Below are 16,306 nucleotides of genomic sequence, written 5' to 3' on the forward strand. Positions count from 1 at the left end.
CCTGTGGGAGCGAGCCTGCTCGCGAAGGCGATATGACCGCCGACAAAGATGTTGAATGTAATGGCCCCTTCGCGAGCAGGCTCACTCCCACAGGGATTTGCGGCGTTCAATCGACATACACATACCGAGAAAACCAATGGACAGCCTCAACGCCCTGAACGTCTTCGTCTGCGTCGCCGAAACCCGCAGTTTCGTCGCCACTGGCCGCCTGTTGGGCGTGTCCGCCTCGGCCATCGGCAAAAGCATCGTGCGCCTGGAAGAACGCTTCGGCGTACGCCTGTTCAACCGCAGCACCCGCAGCGTCACGTTGACCGATGAAGGCCTGCGCTTTCTGCAACGCAGCCTGCGCATCCTCGCCGAGATCGAAGCGGCCGAAGCCGAGTTTTCGCAAACCACCACCGCGCCCCGTGGCCGTCTGAAAATCAGCCTGCCGCTGGTCAGCGACCCGTTCCTGCCGGTGCTGGCGCAATTCAAAAAGACCTACCCGGCGGTGGATCTGGACCTGACATTCGACGACCGCCGCGTCGATGTGATCGAAGAAGGCTATGACGCAGTGCTGCGCGCCGGCGAAGTTCCGGACTCCAGCCTGACGTCGCGCCTGCTCGGCGGCTACCGCATGATCCTGGTGGGCGCGCCGGACTACTTCCAGGCGTACGGCACACCGCAACAGCCGCTGGATCTGCTGCACCACGCCTGCATCCAGTTCCGCTTTCCCAACACCGGCAAGTTGCAGGTCTGGCCGTTGCGCGGTGCCGATCAGGACATCGATCTGCAACTGCCCACGTCCATGGTCTGCAACAATCTTGAGGCGCGTATCTGCTTTGCCGTGCAGGGCGTCGGCATCGCCTACTTGCCGGATTTCGCCATCCGCCATTGGCTGGAGAGCGGCAAACTGGTGCGAATTCTCGACGACTGTTCGCAGATCGGCGTCTACCGAATCATGTGGCCGTCGGGCAAGCACCCGGCGCTGAAATTGCGGGTGTTCATCGACTTTCTCAAGGAGCATCTGTTTCCCGATCAGAGCAAACAGCCGCGACCGGGCGAGTCCATCTAGACTCCGGCAACGCTCACGCAATGGAAGCCGGCAAAATGTCCCGAATCCTGTGGTACCTCGTTGCAGCCATTGCCGCCATCTACCTGGTGCTTTGCGTGGCGCTGCTGGTGTTTCAGCGCTCGCTTATCTACTTTCCGCAACCCGGTTCCATTACCGCCCCGGCCATACTCACCCTGGCCGTGGACGACGCACAGGTGCAGGTTGCTGTAAGGCCGCACGACGGTCCCGATGCCTTGATCTACTTCGGTGGAAATGCCGAGGATGTGTCGCGCAATCTGCCGACATTTTCGGCGGCGTTCCCGGACCGTGCACTGTATTTGATGAATTACCGGGGTTTTTCCGGCAGTTCCGGGTCGCCGTCCGAGGCGGCCATTGCCCGTGATGCGCTGGCCCTGTTCGATCAGGTGCACGCCACGCACCCGAATATCGCAGTGGTCGGGCGCAGTCTGGGCACAGGCGTGGCCGTGCGTCTGGCGAGCCAGCGCCCGGCGGCGCGGTTGATCCTGATCACGCCGTTCAACAGCCTGCAGGACCTTGCTGTCCGTCAGTACCCGATGTTCCCGGTGAAGTGGCTCCTCAAGGACACGTTCGAATCCTGGAAGTACGCCGCGCGCATCAGCGTACCGACACGCCTGATCGCCGCTGAAAATGACGAAGTGGTACCGCGTGACAGCACCGAGCAGCTGTACACACAGTTCACCAAGGGCGTGGCGACGCTGCAAGTGATTGGCGGCGTGGGGCATAACTCGATTTCCGAAAGCCCTGAGTATCTGAAGCTGATCGGGGATGGGTTGTAGACAAGAAGATGGCCGGTCCAGTCAGTATTGATGTGACTGACACTGCCCCATCGCGAGCAAGCTCGCTCCCACACTGGATCGCTGCCGAACGCCAATGTTGTGTTCGCTGAAGATCAACTGTGGGAGCCGGGCTTGCCCGCGATAGCGCCGGGTCATTTGGCAATAGTGGTGACTGACACGGCCCCATCGCGAGCAAGCCCGCTCCCACACTGGATCTCTGTCGAGCGCCAGTGTTGTGTTCACTGCAGATCAACTGTGGGAGCCGGGCTTGCCCGCGATGGCGGTGGGTCATTGGCAGTGATGGTGACTGACACTGCCCCATCGCGGGCAAGCCCGCTCCCACACTGGATCTCTGCCGAGCGCCAATTTTGTGTTCACTGAAGAACTCTGTGGGAGCCGGGCTTGCCCGCGATGGCGGTGGGTCATTAGCAAGGAGGGTGACTGACACGGCCCCATCGCGAGCAAGCCCGCTCCCACACTGGATCGCGGTCGAACGCCGATTTTGTGTTCACTGAAGATCAACTGTGGGAGCCGGGCTTGCCCGCGATAGCGGTGTGTCATTGGCAGTGATGGTGACTGACACGGCCCCATCGCGAGCAAGCTCGCTCCCACATTGGATCTCTGCCGAGCGCCAATTTTTGTGTTCACTGAAGATCAACTGTGGGAGCCGGGCTTGCCCGCGATAGCGGTGGGTCATTGGGCAATGGTGGCGACTGACACGGCCCCATCGCGAGCAAGCCCGCTCCCACACTGGATCTCTGCCGAGCGCCAATTTTGTGTTCACTGAAAATCCCCTGTGGGAGCCGGGCTTGCCCGCGATAGCGGTGGGTCATTTGGCAATGATGGTGACTGACACGGCCCCATCGCGGGCAAGCCCGCTCCCACAGTGGATCGCTATCGAACGCCGATCTTGTGTTCACTGAAGATCAACTGTGGGAGCCGGGCTTGCCCGCGATAGCGGTGGATCATCAGCAAGGATGGTGACTGACACGGCCCCATCGCGGGCAAGCCCGCTCCCACACTGGATCTGTGCCGAACACCAATTTTATGTTCACTGAAGACCAACTGTGGGAGCCGGGCTTGCCCGCGATAGCGGTGGGTCATTCAGCAATGATGGTGACTGACACGGCCCCATCGCGAGCAAGCCCGCTCCCACACTGGATCACTGTCGAATGCCAATTTTGTGTTCACTGAAGATCAACTGTGGGAGCCGGGCTTGCCCGCGATAGCGGTGGGTCATTTGGCAATGGTGGTGGCTGACACGGCCCCATCGCGGGCAAGCTCGCTCCCACACTGGATCTGTGTGGATTGCCAATTTTGTGCTCGCTGAAGATCAACTGTGGGAGCCGGGCTTGCCCGCGATAGCGGTGGGTCATCAGCAAGGATGGTGACTGACACTGCCCCATCGCGGGCAAGCCCGCTCCCACAGTGGATCGCGGTCGAACACCCATTTTGTGTTCACTGAAGACCAACTGTGGGAGCCGGGCTTGCCCGCGATAGCGGTGGGTCATTCAGCAATGATGGTGACTGACACGGCCCCATCGCGAGCAAGCTCGCTCCCACACTGGATCACTGTCGAATGCCAATTTTGTGTTCACTGAAGATCAACTGTGGGAGCCGGGCTTGCCCGCGATAGCGGTGGGTCATTCAGCAATGATGGTGACTGACACGGCCCCATCGCGAGCAAGCTCGCTCCCACACTGGATCTCTGCCGAACACCAATTTTATGTTCACTGAAGACCAGCTGTGGGAGCCGGGCTTGCCCGCGATAGCGGCGTGTCAGGCACCATACCTATTGAAGAACATCACAAACTGCCGTCAGGCCTGCGCCTGCACCACTTCAATGCCCAGCCGTTGATAGTCGGCGACGTTGCCTGAAGCCAGGTGACGCTCGGTAACCAGCGTGTGCAAACGGCGGCAAGGTGCCACGACAAAGGGCTCCACGGCGCCGAGTTTGTCGGCGGTGGTCACTGCCACCACACGGGAGGCGCTGTCGAGCATGGCCTGTTTGACTGGCACTTCATCGAAATACACCGACGTGATGCCCACCTCCGGGTGCAAGGCGCAGACGCCGGTCAGCAGTAAATCGGCCTTGATGCTCTCGATCAGGCGCACGGTCTCGTGACCACTGACCGACATCGTCGCCGGGTTGAGCTGACCACCGGCCAGAATCACCTTCACGCCTTTGAATTCGGCCAGGGCGATGGCGGTCAACGGTGACGCCGTGACAGCGGTGATGGTGATGTCCACGGGCAGCTCGCGGGCGATCTGCAAAATGGTGGTGCCGGAGCCGAACAGGACGATCTGGCCGTCCTGCACCTGACGCGCCGCCAGTTGCGCCAGCTGCGTGCGCGCCTCGTCGGTTTCGCTGATGCGGGTGAAGTAGTCCTTGCCGCTGTCCCTGGGCCTGGGCAGTGCGCCGCCGTGTACGCGCTGCACCAAGCCAGCGGTGTCCAGCTCGGCCAGGTCGCGGCGGATGGTGTCTTCAGAGACGGCGAAATGGGTGCTCAGTTCGGAGGCCATGACCTTGCCGTCGCGCTCGAGAATCAAGAGAATTTTTTGACGACGTAGATGCGGGAGTTCTGCGACGGAGTGATGGAGTTGCATGTTTATGCCTGAATCTGCGTGTTTGTGCGAGATTAGCCAAACCATCCGGGGAACACAATCGGCCATTGATTGATCAGCCCTCAGTCCCGGCCAAGTTTCAGCCCGCAGCCTCTCCCTTGCGCTAACGACAGCGCTGCTCAGGAGAGGCAAGACCCATGAATTCGACCACAGCCGGCTGGCTCAACAAAGTACCCGAGGCCGAATTGACTTGTCAGTGAGCATCGAAAACGGCCTTGCGCTGCTGCAAGTCAAGGACTCGGGACCAGGAATTTCGGTTGAGGAGCGGGAGCGGGTATTCGATCCGTTTTACCGCAGCCTGGGCACCGACGAAGCCGGTTCCGGGTTGGGGCTGTCCATCGTCAAGGCGATTGCTGATCGGGTCGGGGCGCGGATTGAATTGGGTTTTACCGACAAGCGGCAACACCGCGGTCTATGCGTGTCGGTGTGGTTGAACCTGGGCGAACCGTAGTTCGCCCCGTCCCCCTTACTTGGCGGCCACCTGAGCACTATTGCCAGTAGTCACCAGCGCCTTGAGCGAAGCATCGAACTGTTTCAGGGCGTTGACCTGCAAATCACGCTGTTGGTCGATCTGCGCGGCAATTTCGGGGGCTGCTTTGCCATGCACCCACACCGATGGCATCTGTTTGGCGCTGCTGCCTTCGGCCTGGCCGATGTATTGCAGGTTGGCATCGTAAAACTTGGCCATGAACCGCGCCTCCACCTGGGAATTGCGTTTCGACACCAAGCGGCTGTAGGTATCAAGCATCACCACCACATCCGGGTGTGCCTGCACCACGGCATCGATGTTGTCGTAGACGGTGACCGAGCCGAACTCCTTGTGCAGCGAATCCATCAGCCAGTTGATCGCCAGTTTCGGATCGGAACTGGCAATAAACGCATTGCTGATGCGCGAATCCAGCTGCGGGTTCTTGCTGCCGTTCACCGCCACCTCGTGGTAACGCTCAAGGTATTCAAGGGTATTGAGGGTGTTTTCGCTGTACAGCACCCCCACGGACTGGGCGTGTTTGAGGTCAAGCGTGCTGTCGGCCATCGGCACAAAATGACAGGACTGATCATTGGCCGCATTGGCCGGGAATGTCGCAACCACGCCACTGCTGAGGACCACCACTAGCGCCAGCAAGGTTGAAATTCTCATCGCGCGGTTTCCTTCTGAAGCAAGTTCGTATAACGCCATCCTCCTCTCTTCCTGAAAAAACAGAACTTGCATTTTGTGATGATAACTATCGATTGGACGAATGATTGGAATATGGCGCAAACAGGTCTGGCGCGGTGGTCTACAGTCCAGCACAACAAAAACAAGGGAGTTGAAAATGTCTCAACCAACATTGCAGCACAACGCCGCCGAAACCCTGCGCCAATGGCACGCCATGGTCGGCAAGAGCGACATGCGTGATCTACCGGAATTGCTCGACCCGCAGGTTATCTTCCGCTCGCCCATGGCGCACAATCCTTACCCCGGAGTGGCAGTGGTATCGACGATTCTCACCACGGTACTCGGCGTGTTCGAAGATTTTGTCTACCACCGCGAACTGGCGACAGCCGACGGTTTGAATGTGGTGCTGGAGTTCAGCGCCACGGTGGCTGGAAAGGAGCTCAAAGGCATCGACATGATTCGCTTCAATGAACAGGGGAAAATCGTCGAGTTTGAAGTGATGGTGCGCCCTTTCAGTGGTTTACAGGCCCTGGGCGAGCAGATGGGGCAGCGGCTTGGGGCGTATCTGGCTGCCGGTAGACCCTGATCGCCAGCGTCACCCCGTCAACTGTGGCGAGCAAGCGCCCTCGCCACAGGGGTCACTCGCTCTGCCTCCCTTATTTATGCTCAATTAAAAGCTTAATAATATTTTACCGATACCGAGGTGAACCCTAGTCTTTGACCCAAGCGATGGCAGGCCATAAACGGCCTGGCTGCCACTTCAAAGGGTATAAAGATGACCATTGAAACAATAAAAACAGACACGCTGGTTGTGGGCGCCGGTCAAGCCGGTGTGGCGATGAGTGAACACCTGAGCAAACTCGGGGTGCCGCACCTGGTGCTGGAGCGCAACCGTATCGCCGAGCGCTGGCGCACCGGGCGCTGGGACTCGCTGGTGGCCAATGGTCCAGCCTGGCACGATCGTTTTCCGGGGCTTGAGTTCGACGATATCAGCCCCGACGGCTTTGCCCCGAAAGAGCGGGTAGCCGATTATTTCGAAGCCTATGCGAAAAAATTCAAGGCACCGGTGCGTACCGGCGTGGAAGTAAAGAAGGTCGAGCGCAATGTCGGTCGCCCCGGCTTCACCATCGAAACCTCCGAAGGCGTGATCGAAGCCAATCGCGTGGTCGCCGCCACCGGGCCGTTCCAGCGGCCGGTGATTCCGCCGATTGCGCCGGACGATCAGTCCTTCCTCCAGCTGCACTCCGCCGACTACCGCAACCCACAGCAATTGCCCGACGGTGCCGTGCTGGTGGTCGGTGCCGGCTCGTCCGGGGTGCAGATTGCCGACGAGTTGCAGCGTGCCGGCAAAAAAGTCTACCTCTCGGTCGGCGCCCACGACCGCCCGCCTCGCGCCTACCGCAACCGTGATTTCTGCTGGTGGCTGGGGGTGCTGGGCGAGTGGGACCAGGCGGCAATGAAGCCCGGCCGCGAGCACGTGACCATCGCCGTCAGCGGCGCCCATGGCGGTCGCACCGTGGACTTTCGCGGGTTGGCCCATCGCGGCATGACCCTCGTCGGGCTGACCCAGTCTTTCAAAGGTGCCGTGGCCACATTCCAGCCGAACCTGGCCGAGAACCTGGCCCGCGGCGACGAGAACTACCTGGCATTGCTCGATGCCGCCGATGCCTACATCGAACGCAATGGCCTGGACTTGCCGGAAGAACCTGAAGCGCGCCATACCTTCGCCGACCCCGACTGCGTGACAAATCCCATTCTTGAACTCGACCTGGCCAGGGCCGGCGTGACGTCGATCATCTGGGCCACCGGTTTTGCCGTGGATTACAGCTGGCTGCAGGTCAATGCCTTCGACGACAACGGCAAGCCGCAACATCAGCGCGGCGTCTCCAGCGAGCCGGGCGTGTATTTCCTTGGCTTGCCGTGGCAGTCGCGTCGCGGTTCTTCGTTTATCTGGGGCGTTTGGCACGACGCCAAGTACGTGGCCGATCACATCGCCATCCAGCGTTCCTACCTCGACTACCACGAGGCCGCGCAACGCGAGGCGCACGCCACCCCGCTCGCCCATAAAACCACCGTCAGCGCTTGATCCACGCGCAGGTCTTTTTTCGTCAGGAGCTTCAGATGTCCACGCCTACCCATACCCGTATTCGCATGTTCAACACCAAGGAAACGTACCCGAACCAAAGCCTGGATAACGACCTGTGCCAGGCCGTGCGCGCCGGCAACACCGTCTACGTTCGCGGCCAGGTCGGCACTGATTTCGACGGCAAACTGGTGGGCCTCGGCGACCCGCGCGCGCAAGCCGAGCAGGCCATGCGTAACGTCAAACAGTTGCTGGAAGAGGCTGGCAGCGACCTGAGCCACATCGTTAAAACCACGACTTATCTGATCGACCCGCGTTATCGCGAGCCCGTGTATCAGGAAGTCGGGAAGTGGCTCAAGGGCGTGTTTCCGATTTCTACCGGGTTGGTGGTGTCGGCACTGGGGCAGCCACAGTGGTTGATGGAGATTGATGTGATTGCGGTGATTCCTGAGTAAGCACAGATAGACCGAGGTGCGGCCTTCGCGAGCAGGCTCGCTCCCACATTGGATCTTCTGTGACAACAAATGTGTGCATGAGCACTGTCCCCTGTGGGATTGATTTGATTCCTGAGCAGGGAGTCAGACCGAGGTGCTGCCATCGCGAGCAAGCTCGCTCCCACAGGGGATTTGCGGTGTTCACAGATCCAGTGTGGGAGCGAGCTTGCTCGCGATGGCGTCAGTACAGACAACCAACATCCAAGGCAAGGAACCTGCCCATGACATTCTCCATCACCGCCCGCTGCCCGGAAACCGGCCAGATCGGCGTCGCCATCAGCTCCTCCAGCATCGCCGTCGGCGCCCGTTGCCCGTGGCTGCTGCCCGGTGTCGGCGCCGTCTCCACACAGAACATCACCCTGCCCTCCCTCGGTCCGGATGCCCTGGCCCTGATGGAACAGGGCCTGACACCCGCCGAGGCGCTGGACAAGGTCCTGACCCGAAATGGCTACAGCCAGTACCGGCAGATCACCGCCATCGACCACCTCGGCCAGACCGCGCATTTCAGCGGCGTGCAAACCCTGGGCATACACAACGCCGTATCCGGCGAGCAATGCGTGGCGGCGGGCAACATGCTCGCCGACCGTGCCGTGATCGACGCGATGGTCAGCGCGTTCGAACACGCCGAAGGACAACTCGCCGACCGCCTGCTCTCTGCCATGCAAGCTGCCATCGCCGCCGGTGGCGAAGCCGGGCCGGTGCATTCGGCGGCGATGGTGGTGGTCGGCGAATTAACTTGGCCGATCATCAACCTACGGGTGGATTGGGCCGATGAAGACCCGATCAGCCAGCTTGAAAAACTGTGGCACGCCTATCGGCCACAGGTTCAGGACTACATCGACCGCGCCCTGGCCCCCGACAAATCCCCAGGCTACGGCGTGGCCGGAGACGACCGATGAACAGCAGCCGGGATTTGCTGGAAACCCTGGTGGCGTTCGACACCACCAGCCGTGAATCCAACCTGCACCTGATCGACTTTGTCCGTGACTACCTCGCGGGCTTCGATGTGCCGTGCGAATTGGTCTACAACGCGTCGCGCAGCAAGGCCAATCTGTTCGCCACCCTCGGCCCGGCGGATCAGCCGGGCATCGTGCTGTCGGGGCACACAGACGTGGTGCCGGTGGACGGCCAGCCATGGACCGTCCCGCCGTTCGAACTCAGCGAGCGCGAGGGCAAGCTGTACGGTCGCGGCACCGCGGACATGAAAGGCTATATCGCCTGCGTGCTCGCGCTGGTGCCGGCGCTGGTGCACGCCCCGCTACGCCGGCCCGTGCACATTGCGCTGTCCTACGATGAAGAAGTCGGCTGCCTTGGGGTGCGCTCGCTGCTGAAAGCGCTGGAACAACGCCCGGTCAAACCGATGCTGTGCATCATTGGCGAGCCGACCGAGCTGAAACCGGTGCTGGGCCACAAAGGCAAACTGGCGATGCGCTGCGACGTTCACGGCCAGGCCTGTCATTCGGCGTACGCGCCGCTGGGGGTCAACGCCATTGAATACGCCGCCGAACTGATTGGCGAGCTGGGCCGAATCGGCCGTCGCCTGCAAGCGCCGGAGCATCATGACAAACGTTTCGATCCGCCATTTTCCACGGTGCAGACCGGAGTGATTTGCGGCGGCAAGGCACTGAACATCGTCCCCGCCGACTGTCGCTTCGACTTTGAGATCCGCGCCTTGCCGTCGCATGATCCGAGCGAGGTCGCGCAGCAGTTGCAGGCCTATGCCGAGCAGCAGGTATTGCCGCGCATGCGTGCCGTCAGTGAACAGAGTGCGATTCACTTTAGTGAATTGTCGACGTATCCCGGATTGGCTACCGATGCTCACAGTGAAGCTGCGCAATTGATCGCCGAGTTTTCCGGTTCACGGGCGTTCGGCACCGTGGCGTTCGGCACCGAGGGCGGGTTGTTTGATGCAGCAGGAATCCCGACCGTGGTCTGCGGACCGGGCAGCATGGAACAGGGGCACAAGCCGGACGAGTTTGTCAGCCTGGAGCAGTTGGAGGGCTGTGATGCGATGCTGCGGCGGATGCTGGAATCGATCTGCTGACCACAACTCCACCAGCACCATCCCTGGCTTGTGTCAGACAAATCAAATACAGACACCCCGATCAACTGTGGGAGCGAGCCTGCTCGCGAAAGCGGTGGGTCAGCCAACATCAATATCAGCTGTACCGGCCCCTTCGCGAGCGGGCTCGCTCCCACACTGATTTGTGCCAGGCAAATTGACTACAGGCGCCCACAATTAGCCCGTGTACTTGCCCGTGCCGACGCCAAAACCCCGAGCCACATTTTTTAGGGTATGAAGCAACAAACTTACTAATTTATCTCTCACCGTCCATTGCACATCATCACTCCAACAAGAAAAGCGTCTGCCCCCGTGCGGCGCTCACCGAAGTACGTCCACGTACTCACATTGCCTTGGAGTTCGCCATGGTCACCGCTGCAAGCACCACCGCACCGCTCATCGAGAAGCACACGATCGGCTACGTGCCACCCGAAGATCGCCATGGAAAGGTAAGAGATCTGTTCACCCTCTGGTTCGGCGGCAACATCGCGCCGCTGCCCATCGTCACCGGCGCCCTCGGCGTGCAACTGTTTCACCTGAACCTGGTGTGGGGTGTCGTCGCCATCCTCGTCGGGCACCTGCTCGGCGGCGTACTGATGGCGCTGCACTCGGCGCAAGGCCCGCAGATGGGCATCCCGCAAATGATCCAGAGCCGCGCCCAGTTCGGCTCCCTCGGCGCACTGTTGGTGGTGCTGATTGCCGGCGTCATGTACATCGGCTTCTTCGCCTCCAACATCGTCCTGGCCGGCAAGTCACTGCACGGCGTGGTCGACAGCGTGCCGGTGCCGGTGGGCATCATCATCGGCGCCCTCGGTTCCGGGATCATCGGCATCATCGGCTACCGCTTCATCCACGTACTCAACCGCATCGGCACCTGGGTATTGGGCATCGGCATCGTGCTGGGCTTCGGCTACATCTTCACCCACGTACAGACCGCCGACTTCCTCACCCGTGGCAGCTTCAACATCTCCGGCTGGCTGGCCACCGTGTCGCTGGCGGCGCTCTGGCAGATCGCTTTCGCGCCTTACGTTTCCGACTACTCGCGCTACCTGCCGGCCAACGTGCCCGTGGCCTCGACCTTCTGGACCACCTACCTGGGCACCGTGCTCGGCTCCAGCCTGTCGTTCATCTTCGGCGCCGTCGCCGTACTCGCCACGCCCGTGGGCATGGACACCATGGACGCGGTCAAGCTCGCCACCGGCTCCATCGGCCCGTTGATGCTGGTGCTGTTTCTGCTCAGCGTCATCAGCCACAACGCCCTCAACCTGTACGGCGCAGTGCTGTCGCTGATCACCCTGGTCCAGACCTTCGCCTACCGCTGGATTCCCACCGCGAAAAGCCGCGCCGTGATCTCGATCATCGTCCTCGCCAGTTGCTGCATCGCCGCCGTCGGCGCCTCGGCCGACTTCATCGGTCACTTCGTCGACATGGTGCTGGTGCTGCTCGTGGTGCTGGTGCCGTGGACGGCGATCAACCTGATCGACTTCTATGCGATCCACAAAGGGCAGTACGACATCGACTCGATCTTCCACGTCGATGGCGGGATCTATGGCCGCTACAACCCGCAGGCGTTGCTGGCCTACGCGATCGGGATTGCGGTGCAGATTCCGTTCATGAACACGCCGCTGTATGTCGGGCCGATTTCAGCGCACATCGATGGGGCGGATTTGTCCTGGGTGGTGGGGCTGTTGATTACCACACCGCTGTATTGGTGGCTGGCGACGCGGGACAGTGCTTACAAGCGGCGGTTGTCCACCGGGAAACTGGCGACCGGCATTTAATCAAACAACACAAAGCCCTGTGGGAGCGAGCCTGCTCGCGAAAGCGGTGGATCAGCCAACATTAATACTGGCTGTGCCGGCCTCTTCGCGAGCAGGCTCGCTCCCACAGCAGTTAGGGTGTATCAGCTGTCTGCGATGCCAACACAATCCCCGGCACATTCGCGCCATCTTTGCCCTGCCCGGCATTGCCCCGCTCAAACAGATACCGCGCCGGCGGCTTGCCCACTGTCTTGCGAAACATCGTCACAAAGCCGCTGGCACTCTCATAACCCAGCTCCAGCGCCACCGTCTGCACACTGTCGCCCTGGGTCAGCCGTTGCAGCGACAGGATGATGTGCAACTGCCGTCGCCAACGCCCGAAACTCATGCCGATCTCTTCGGCCAGCAACCGACTCATGCTGCGCTCGCTCATACCGATACGCCTGGCCCAATCGCCCATCGAGGCCTTGCTCGAAGGATCGGCCAACAACCTCTGCGCCAACTGCCGCAGCCGTCGATCAACAGGCATCGGCCAATGCAGATCCTCTACCGGCGCCTCGCACAACTCGTCCAGCAACGCCGCAATCAACCGCGCTTCCCGCCCTTGCTCGGGATACAACTGCGCAAAACCCGCCGCCTTCATCAGCAACTCACGCAGCAGCGGTGACACCGAAATCGTGCAGCACACCGTGGGCAGTCCTGCCACCGCATCGGGTTCGACAAACAGGCAATAACACTCCGTCTCCCCCGAGCCCCGTGACGAATGTGCCAGCCCGCCCGGAATCCACACCGCACACTGCGGGGGCACCAGCCACACGCCCTCCTCAACCTCACAATTGACGATGCCGCGCACCGAGTAAATCAACTGCGCCTTGCGATGCTGATGCCGCGCATGCTCCCAGTCCCGGGCGACCCGCGAGGCATTTACCGCGCAGACTGGCCGGGGAATGCTGTCGACATCCCAACCGTGAACCGATTCGCTGGCGGTGTTGGAAAACAAGCGCGGTACTCCCAAGAGTATTTGGCCGGATTGAAAAAGAGTGTGACCCGATTGTGCAATGACGTCCATCCGCACGCTGGGTATCGTGAACCCACCATTGAACGCCGAGGACCACCACCATGCTGATAGACGCCAAAGACTTCCCCCTGGTCTGGGTCGAAGCGAGCCCGAGCAGCGACAGCTCATTCGAAGCCTTCGAAGCCTTGCTCGCACGGGAGCAAACCTTCGTCCTGCTCAACAAGCAAACCGCCGACGAAGGCCAGCACGAACACACACCAGAAGAACGAAAACGCATCTCGCTGTGGATGAAACGTAACAAAGCCGCGCTACGCTCGTTCGTCAAAGCCTCGATCTACATCGAACCCAACGCCGCCAAACGCCTCGCGGCCAAACCCTTTGCCGTGCTGTATGAAAAGTTCTGGGGCTTTGCGATGTTCACCACGGCGAGCGAGGCGCAATCCCTGGCACTGGCGCGCAAGTTGCTCGCGCAGTGAAAAACGCTGCTCGTGAGAACCGTCCCAAAACCGGTGGGAGCGAGCCTGCTCGCGAAGAGGCCGGCACATTCAACGTTGATGTTGATTGACCCTCCGCTTTCGCGAGCAAACCCGCTCCCACAAAACTTGCAGTGTTCAACCCTTAACAGACAGGCATCACTCCCCATGTCTCTCGCCGCCATCAACACCATCGAAATCCACCCGATCCCCGGCCAGTCCACAGCCCTGCAATCACAGCTGAATGAGCTGCTCGAAACCCTGCGCGACACCCCCGGCTGCGCCGCCTATACCCTCACCTGCAGCACATCCCCCAAAGTCCCCTGGATCATCACTGGCCACTGGCACTCAACCGAACACATGCAAGCTCACTTCAACCTGCCCTGCCTGGCCCGGTTCTTCGAACTGACCACGCAACACCTCGCCAGCAGCCTTCAATTGCGCACCTTCATCGCCCACTGAACAGCCCCCGCCAAACAATAAAAATGAACCCTGTCCGCCACCCTCCACCTAACGAGAGGACTATCAGGAGGTGGCTCATGCAAATCGAACATATCTGGATCGCACTGGCGGCAATTCTCTTGGTGATTGAATTGTGGGCAATTGGCAGGATCGTCAAAAGCGAGGGGAAGATAGACAACAAATGCGTCTGGATCGTGGTAATCGTGTTTGTGCCGCTGATCGGGCTGGTGCTGTGGGCGTTGATGGGGCCCAAGCATGATGCGCATCGGCCGATGTAGACACCCGATGTAATAGCGACCTTGAAGGCAGCGCAAAGCCCCGACATTTCGGGGCTTTGCTGTTTCTGCCCGGGATTTTTGGAGCGCTGCCCATTTGAAGTCGCCTGGCAGATCGCCCTGCAAGCATATTGGTACGTCGTCGTACAACAAACCAAAGTCCGTCAATGCGACGCGCATGACGGACACAACATCTCTTAGCCCCCTTTAAATTCGCTTTTATTGATAGCGTAAATACCTGCCGATGGGCTGAAAGCCAGTTGACACGTGAACACAAGACTCGCTATAAATGCGAAAGATGTACGACGACCTACAACATATAGGTTTTCGATTATAAAAATAAGACATTGAGTGTTATCCCCATGATGACTGCATCCCGCGTAGCCGTTTTCCCAATCGCTCTACCCGTTTTCGCGCTGGTCGATGTGCACACCCGCAAGGTCTCTGCTGCCTGAGTCAGTCTCGCGCAGGGCCTGATCGTGTTCGTCGTGCACTCGACATCCTCGATGCGAAGCGGGACGTCACACACTTCAATCCAATAATAAATCAAGGTGAAGGGATGAAAATCAAAGGCATCCGCTGGTGGATGGTCGGCTTGGTAACGGCGGGTCTGATTGTCAATTATCTGGCCCGCAACACCCTGTCGGTCGCGGCTCCAACGCTGATGAGCGAATTGAGCATCTCGACCGAGCAGTACTCCCACATCGTGGTCGCCTGGCAATTGGCCTACGCATTCATGCAGCCCGTGGCGGGCTACATCATTGATGCCATCGGGACCAAGATGGGCTTTGCCGTATTTGCCCTGGCCTGGTCGGCTGCCTGTGCAGCGGCTGCGTTGGCGACTGGCTGGCAAAGCCTGGCATTCGTTCGCGCCTTGCTAGGGCTCACCGAGGCCGCTGGCTTGCCGGCCGGGGTCAAGGCCACCACCGAATGGTTTCCGGCCAAGGAGCGTTCAGTCGCCATCGGCTGGTTCAACATTGGATCATCGATTGGCGCCCTGCTCGCGCCGCCTCTGGTCGTCTGGGCCATCCTGCAAAGCGGCTGGCAACTGGCGTTTCTGATGGTGGGCGGGCTGGGGCTGATCTGGAGTTTTCTCTGGCTCGTGTTGTACAAGCATCCGCGTGATCAACAACGCCTGAGCGATAGCGAGCGCGATTACATCCTGTCCGGGCAGGAGTCCCACTTCAAGGAAGCCACGTCGAAAAAAGGCAGCTGGAAGAAGATCATTGGCAGCCGTAACTTTTATGCGATCGCCTCTGCACGGATTCTGTCGGAACCGGCCTGGCAGACGTTCAATGCCTGGATCCCCCTGTACCTGATGACTGAACGGCACATGAACATCAAGGAAGTTGCCATGTTTGCCTGGCTACCCTTCCTGGCTGCGGACATCGGCTGCGTATTGGGTGGTTACCTCAGCCCGCTGTTCCACCGTTACTGCAAAGTGTCGTTGTTTACTTCGCGCAAGATGGTTTTGCTGTTCGGTTGTTCCTGCATGATCGGCCCCGCCTGCATCGGTCTGGTGGACAGTCCCTACACCGCGATCGCCCTGCTGTGTGTCGGTGGCTTTGCCCATCAGACGCTGTCGGGCGCGCTGTACTCAATTACATCGGACTCGTTCGGTAAAAACGAAGTGGCGACGGCTACCGGTATGGGCGGCATGTTCGGCTACCTGGGGGCTGCTGCATTCACGGCAGTATTCGGCGTTCTGGTGACACAGATTGGCTACAGCCCGCTGTTCGTGGTGCTGGCGATTTTTGACATCGCCGCGGCCATTATCGTCTGGGCCGTTGCCCGAGAAATAACGTCCGGACCGGGGCCACAGCCTCTCAATGTGATGGGCTCCCATCAAGGCTCGGCTTTGTGATTGGCTCGAGCCCGCGTTGTGGGTTCGAGCTTGTATCTCACCGCTGCGTCGTATGAACAGTGGTTACGACAGGGTCGCCTGACTTCAACCAAATCCCCCGGAATTCTGCGAACACGTTCCCAATGTTCTCGGTCAGCGACAGCGCGTTCAACTGCCAGCCCACAACCATTCAAATGTTTATGC

16 protein-coding genes are annotated in these 16,306 nt (G+C 60.1%); 13 read left to right on the forward strand and 3 right to left on the reverse strand.

Features of this window, described 5'->3' with window-relative positions:
* Positions 1 to 136: 136 nt before the first annotated feature.
* Positions 137 to 1,054: a LysR family transcriptional regulator gene (locus POF45_RS04900; RefSeq protein ID WP_259494862.1), complete on the forward strand. Its 918-nt coding sequence runs from the start codon at positions 137 to 139 to the stop codon at positions 1,052 to 1,054.
* Between the two features lie 35 nt (positions 1,055 to 1,089).
* Positions 1,090 to 1,851: an alpha/beta hydrolase gene (locus POF45_RS04905; RefSeq protein WP_282315236.1), complete on the forward strand. Its 762-nt coding sequence runs from the start codon at positions 1,090 to 1,092 to the stop codon at positions 1,849 to 1,851.
* Between the two features lie 1,818 nt (positions 1,852 to 3,669).
* Here the strand turns inward: POF45_RS04905 and POF45_RS04910 are convergent.
* Positions 3,670 to 4,458 (reverse strand): DeoR/GlpR family DNA-binding transcription regulator, encoded by a 789-nt coding sequence (locus tag POF45_RS04910; RefSeq protein ID WP_259494865.1) that lies wholly within the window; start codon positions 4,456 to 4,458, stop codon positions 3,670 to 3,672.
* A 133-nt stretch (positions 4,459 to 4,591) separates the two neighbouring features.
* Between POF45_RS04910 and POF45_RS04915 the strand changes: the two genes are divergently transcribed.
* Positions 4,592 to 4,927 (forward strand): sensor histidine kinase, encoded by a 336-nt coding sequence (locus POF45_RS04915; RefSeq protein ID WP_282316001.1) that lies wholly within the window; start codon positions 4,592 to 4,594, stop codon positions 4,925 to 4,927.
* Between the two features lie 15 nt (positions 4,928 to 4,942).
* On the opposite strand, the gene POF45_RS04920 is transcribed toward POF45_RS04915, so the two are convergent.
* The gene (locus POF45_RS04920; RefSeq protein ID WP_259494866.1) at positions 4,943 to 5,614 is read right to left on the reverse strand and encodes an ATPase; all 672 of its coding nucleotides are present in this window, start codon (positions 5,612 to 5,614) and stop codon (positions 4,943 to 4,945) included.
* A gap of 175 nt (positions 5,615 to 5,789) precedes the next feature.
* Here POF45_RS04920 and POF45_RS04925 point away from each other — a divergent pair, with 175 nt between their 5' ends.
* The 6 genes from POF45_RS04925 (at position 5,790) to POF45_RS04950 (ending at position 12,052) form a co-directional block, all read left to right on the forward strand.
* Positions 5,790 to 6,218 (forward strand): nuclear transport factor 2 family protein, encoded by a 429-nt coding sequence (locus POF45_RS04925; protein WP_259494868.1) that lies wholly within the window; start codon positions 5,790 to 5,792, stop codon positions 6,216 to 6,218.
* A gap of 189 nt (positions 6,219 to 6,407) precedes the next feature.
* Entirely contained in the window at positions 6,408 to 7,718 is a 1,311-nt protein-coding gene (locus POF45_RS04930; RefSeq protein WP_259494870.1) for a flavin-containing monooxygenase, read from the forward strand.
* Positions 7,719 to 7,753: 35 nt separating this feature from the next.
* Positions 7,754 to 8,170, forward strand: a complete 417-nt coding sequence (locus tag POF45_RS04935) for a RidA family protein (protein WP_169370235.1) — start codon at positions 7,754 to 7,756, stop codon at positions 8,168 to 8,170.
* 260 nt (positions 8,171 to 8,430) lie between these two features.
* Positions 8,431 to 9,108 (forward strand): DUF1028 domain-containing protein, encoded by a 678-nt coding sequence (locus POF45_RS04940; protein ID WP_282315237.1) that lies wholly within the window; start codon positions 8,431 to 8,433, stop codon positions 9,106 to 9,108.
* Positions 9,105 to 10,253: an acetylornithine deacetylase gene (argE, locus tag POF45_RS04945; RefSeq protein WP_282315238.1), complete on the forward strand. Its 1,149-nt coding sequence runs from the start codon at positions 9,105 to 9,107 to the stop codon at positions 10,251 to 10,253. Before POF45_RS04940 ends, argE begins: the two co-directional genes overlap by 4 nt.
* A 383-nt stretch (positions 10,254 to 10,636) precedes the next feature.
* The gene (locus POF45_RS04950) at positions 10,637 to 12,052 is read left to right on the forward strand and encodes a purine-cytosine permease family protein (RefSeq protein ID WP_282315239.1); all 1,416 of its coding nucleotides are present in this window, start codon (positions 10,637 to 10,639) and stop codon (positions 12,050 to 12,052) included.
* 112 nt (positions 12,053 to 12,164) lie between these two features.
* On the opposite strand, the gene POF45_RS04955 is transcribed toward POF45_RS04950, so the two are convergent.
* Positions 12,165 to 13,031, reverse strand: a complete 867-nt coding sequence (locus tag POF45_RS04955; protein ID WP_282315240.1) for an AraC family transcriptional regulator — start codon at positions 13,029 to 13,031, stop codon at positions 12,165 to 12,167.
* 119 nt (positions 13,032 to 13,150) lie between these two features.
* On the opposite strand from POF45_RS04955, the gene POF45_RS04960 reads away from it, so the two are divergent.
* The 4 genes from POF45_RS04960 (at position 13,151) to POF45_RS04975 (ending at position 16,123) form a co-directional block, all read left to right on the forward strand.
* Positions 13,151 to 13,525 carry a hypothetical protein gene (locus POF45_RS04960; RefSeq protein ID WP_282315241.1) on the forward strand — a complete coding sequence of 125 codons (375 nt, stop codon included), beginning with the start codon at positions 13,151 to 13,153 and terminating at the stop codon, positions 13,523 to 13,525.
* Positions 13,526 to 13,690: 165 nt separating this feature from the next.
* Positions 13,691 to 13,984, forward strand: a complete 294-nt coding sequence (locus POF45_RS04965; protein WP_282315242.1) for a putative quinol monooxygenase — start codon at positions 13,691 to 13,693, stop codon at positions 13,982 to 13,984.
* A gap of 77 nt (positions 13,985 to 14,061) precedes the next feature.
* Positions 14,062 to 14,262 carry a PLD nuclease N-terminal domain-containing protein gene (locus POF45_RS04970; RefSeq protein ID WP_259494880.1) on the forward strand — a complete coding sequence of 67 codons (201 nt, stop codon included), beginning with the start codon at positions 14,062 to 14,064 and terminating at the stop codon, positions 14,260 to 14,262.
* A 556-nt stretch (positions 14,263 to 14,818) separates the two neighbouring features.
* Entirely contained in the window at positions 14,819 to 16,123 is a 1,305-nt protein-coding gene (locus POF45_RS04975; RefSeq protein WP_282315243.1) for an MFS transporter, read from the forward strand.
* Positions 16,124 to 16,306: the final 183 nt, after the last annotated feature.

The organism is Pseudomonas fungipugnans (assembly GCF_029955235.1).
GTDB lineage: Bacteria > Pseudomonadota > Gammaproteobacteria > Pseudomonadales > Pseudomonadaceae > Aquipseudomonas > Aquipseudomonas fungipugnans.

Coding starts and splice junctions, on each gene's coding strand:
- POF45_RS04900 (WP_259494862.1), top strand. CDS start 137: ATGGACAGCCTCAACGCCCTGAACGTCTTCGTCTGCGTCGCCGAAACC.
- POF45_RS04905 (WP_282315236.1), top strand. CDS start 1,090: ATGTCCCGAATCCTGTGGTACCTCGTTGCAGCCATTGCCGCCATCTAC.
- POF45_RS04910 (WP_259494865.1), bottom strand. CDS start 4,458: ATGCAACTCCATCACTCCGTCGCAGAACTCCCGCATCTACGTCGTCAA.
- POF45_RS04920 (WP_259494866.1), bottom strand. CDS start 5,614: ATGAGAATTTCAACCTTGCTGGCGCTAGTGGTGGTCCTCAGCAGTGGC.
- POF45_RS04925 (WP_259494868.1), top strand. CDS start 5,790: ATGTCTCAACCAACATTGCAGCACAACGCCGCCGAAACCCTGCGCCAA.
- POF45_RS04930 (WP_259494870.1), top strand. CDS start 6,408: ATGACCATTGAAACAATAAAAACAGACACGCTGGTTGTGGGCGCCGGT.
- POF45_RS04935 (WP_169370235.1), top strand. CDS start 7,754: ATGTCCACGCCTACCCATACCCGTATTCGCATGTTCAACACCAAGGAA.
- POF45_RS04940 (WP_282315237.1), top strand. CDS start 8,431: ATGACATTCTCCATCACCGCCCGCTGCCCGGAAACCGGCCAGATCGGC.
- argE (WP_282315238.1), top strand. CDS start 9,105: ATGAACAGCAGCCGGGATTTGCTGGAAACCCTGGTGGCGTTCGACACC.
- POF45_RS04950 (WP_282315239.1), top strand. CDS start 10,637: ATGGTCACCGCTGCAAGCACCACCGCACCGCTCATCGAGAAGCACACG.
- POF45_RS04960 (WP_282315241.1), top strand. CDS start 13,151: ATGCTGATAGACGCCAAAGACTTCCCCCTGGTCTGGGTCGAAGCGAGC.
- POF45_RS04965 (WP_282315242.1), top strand. CDS start 13,691: ATGTCTCTCGCCGCCATCAACACCATCGAAATCCACCCGATCCCCGGC.
- POF45_RS04970 (WP_259494880.1), top strand. CDS start 14,062: ATGCAAATCGAACATATCTGGATCGCACTGGCGGCAATTCTCTTGGTG.
- POF45_RS04975 (WP_282315243.1), top strand. CDS start 14,819: ATGAAAATCAAAGGCATCCGCTGGTGGATGGTCGGCTTGGTAACGGCG.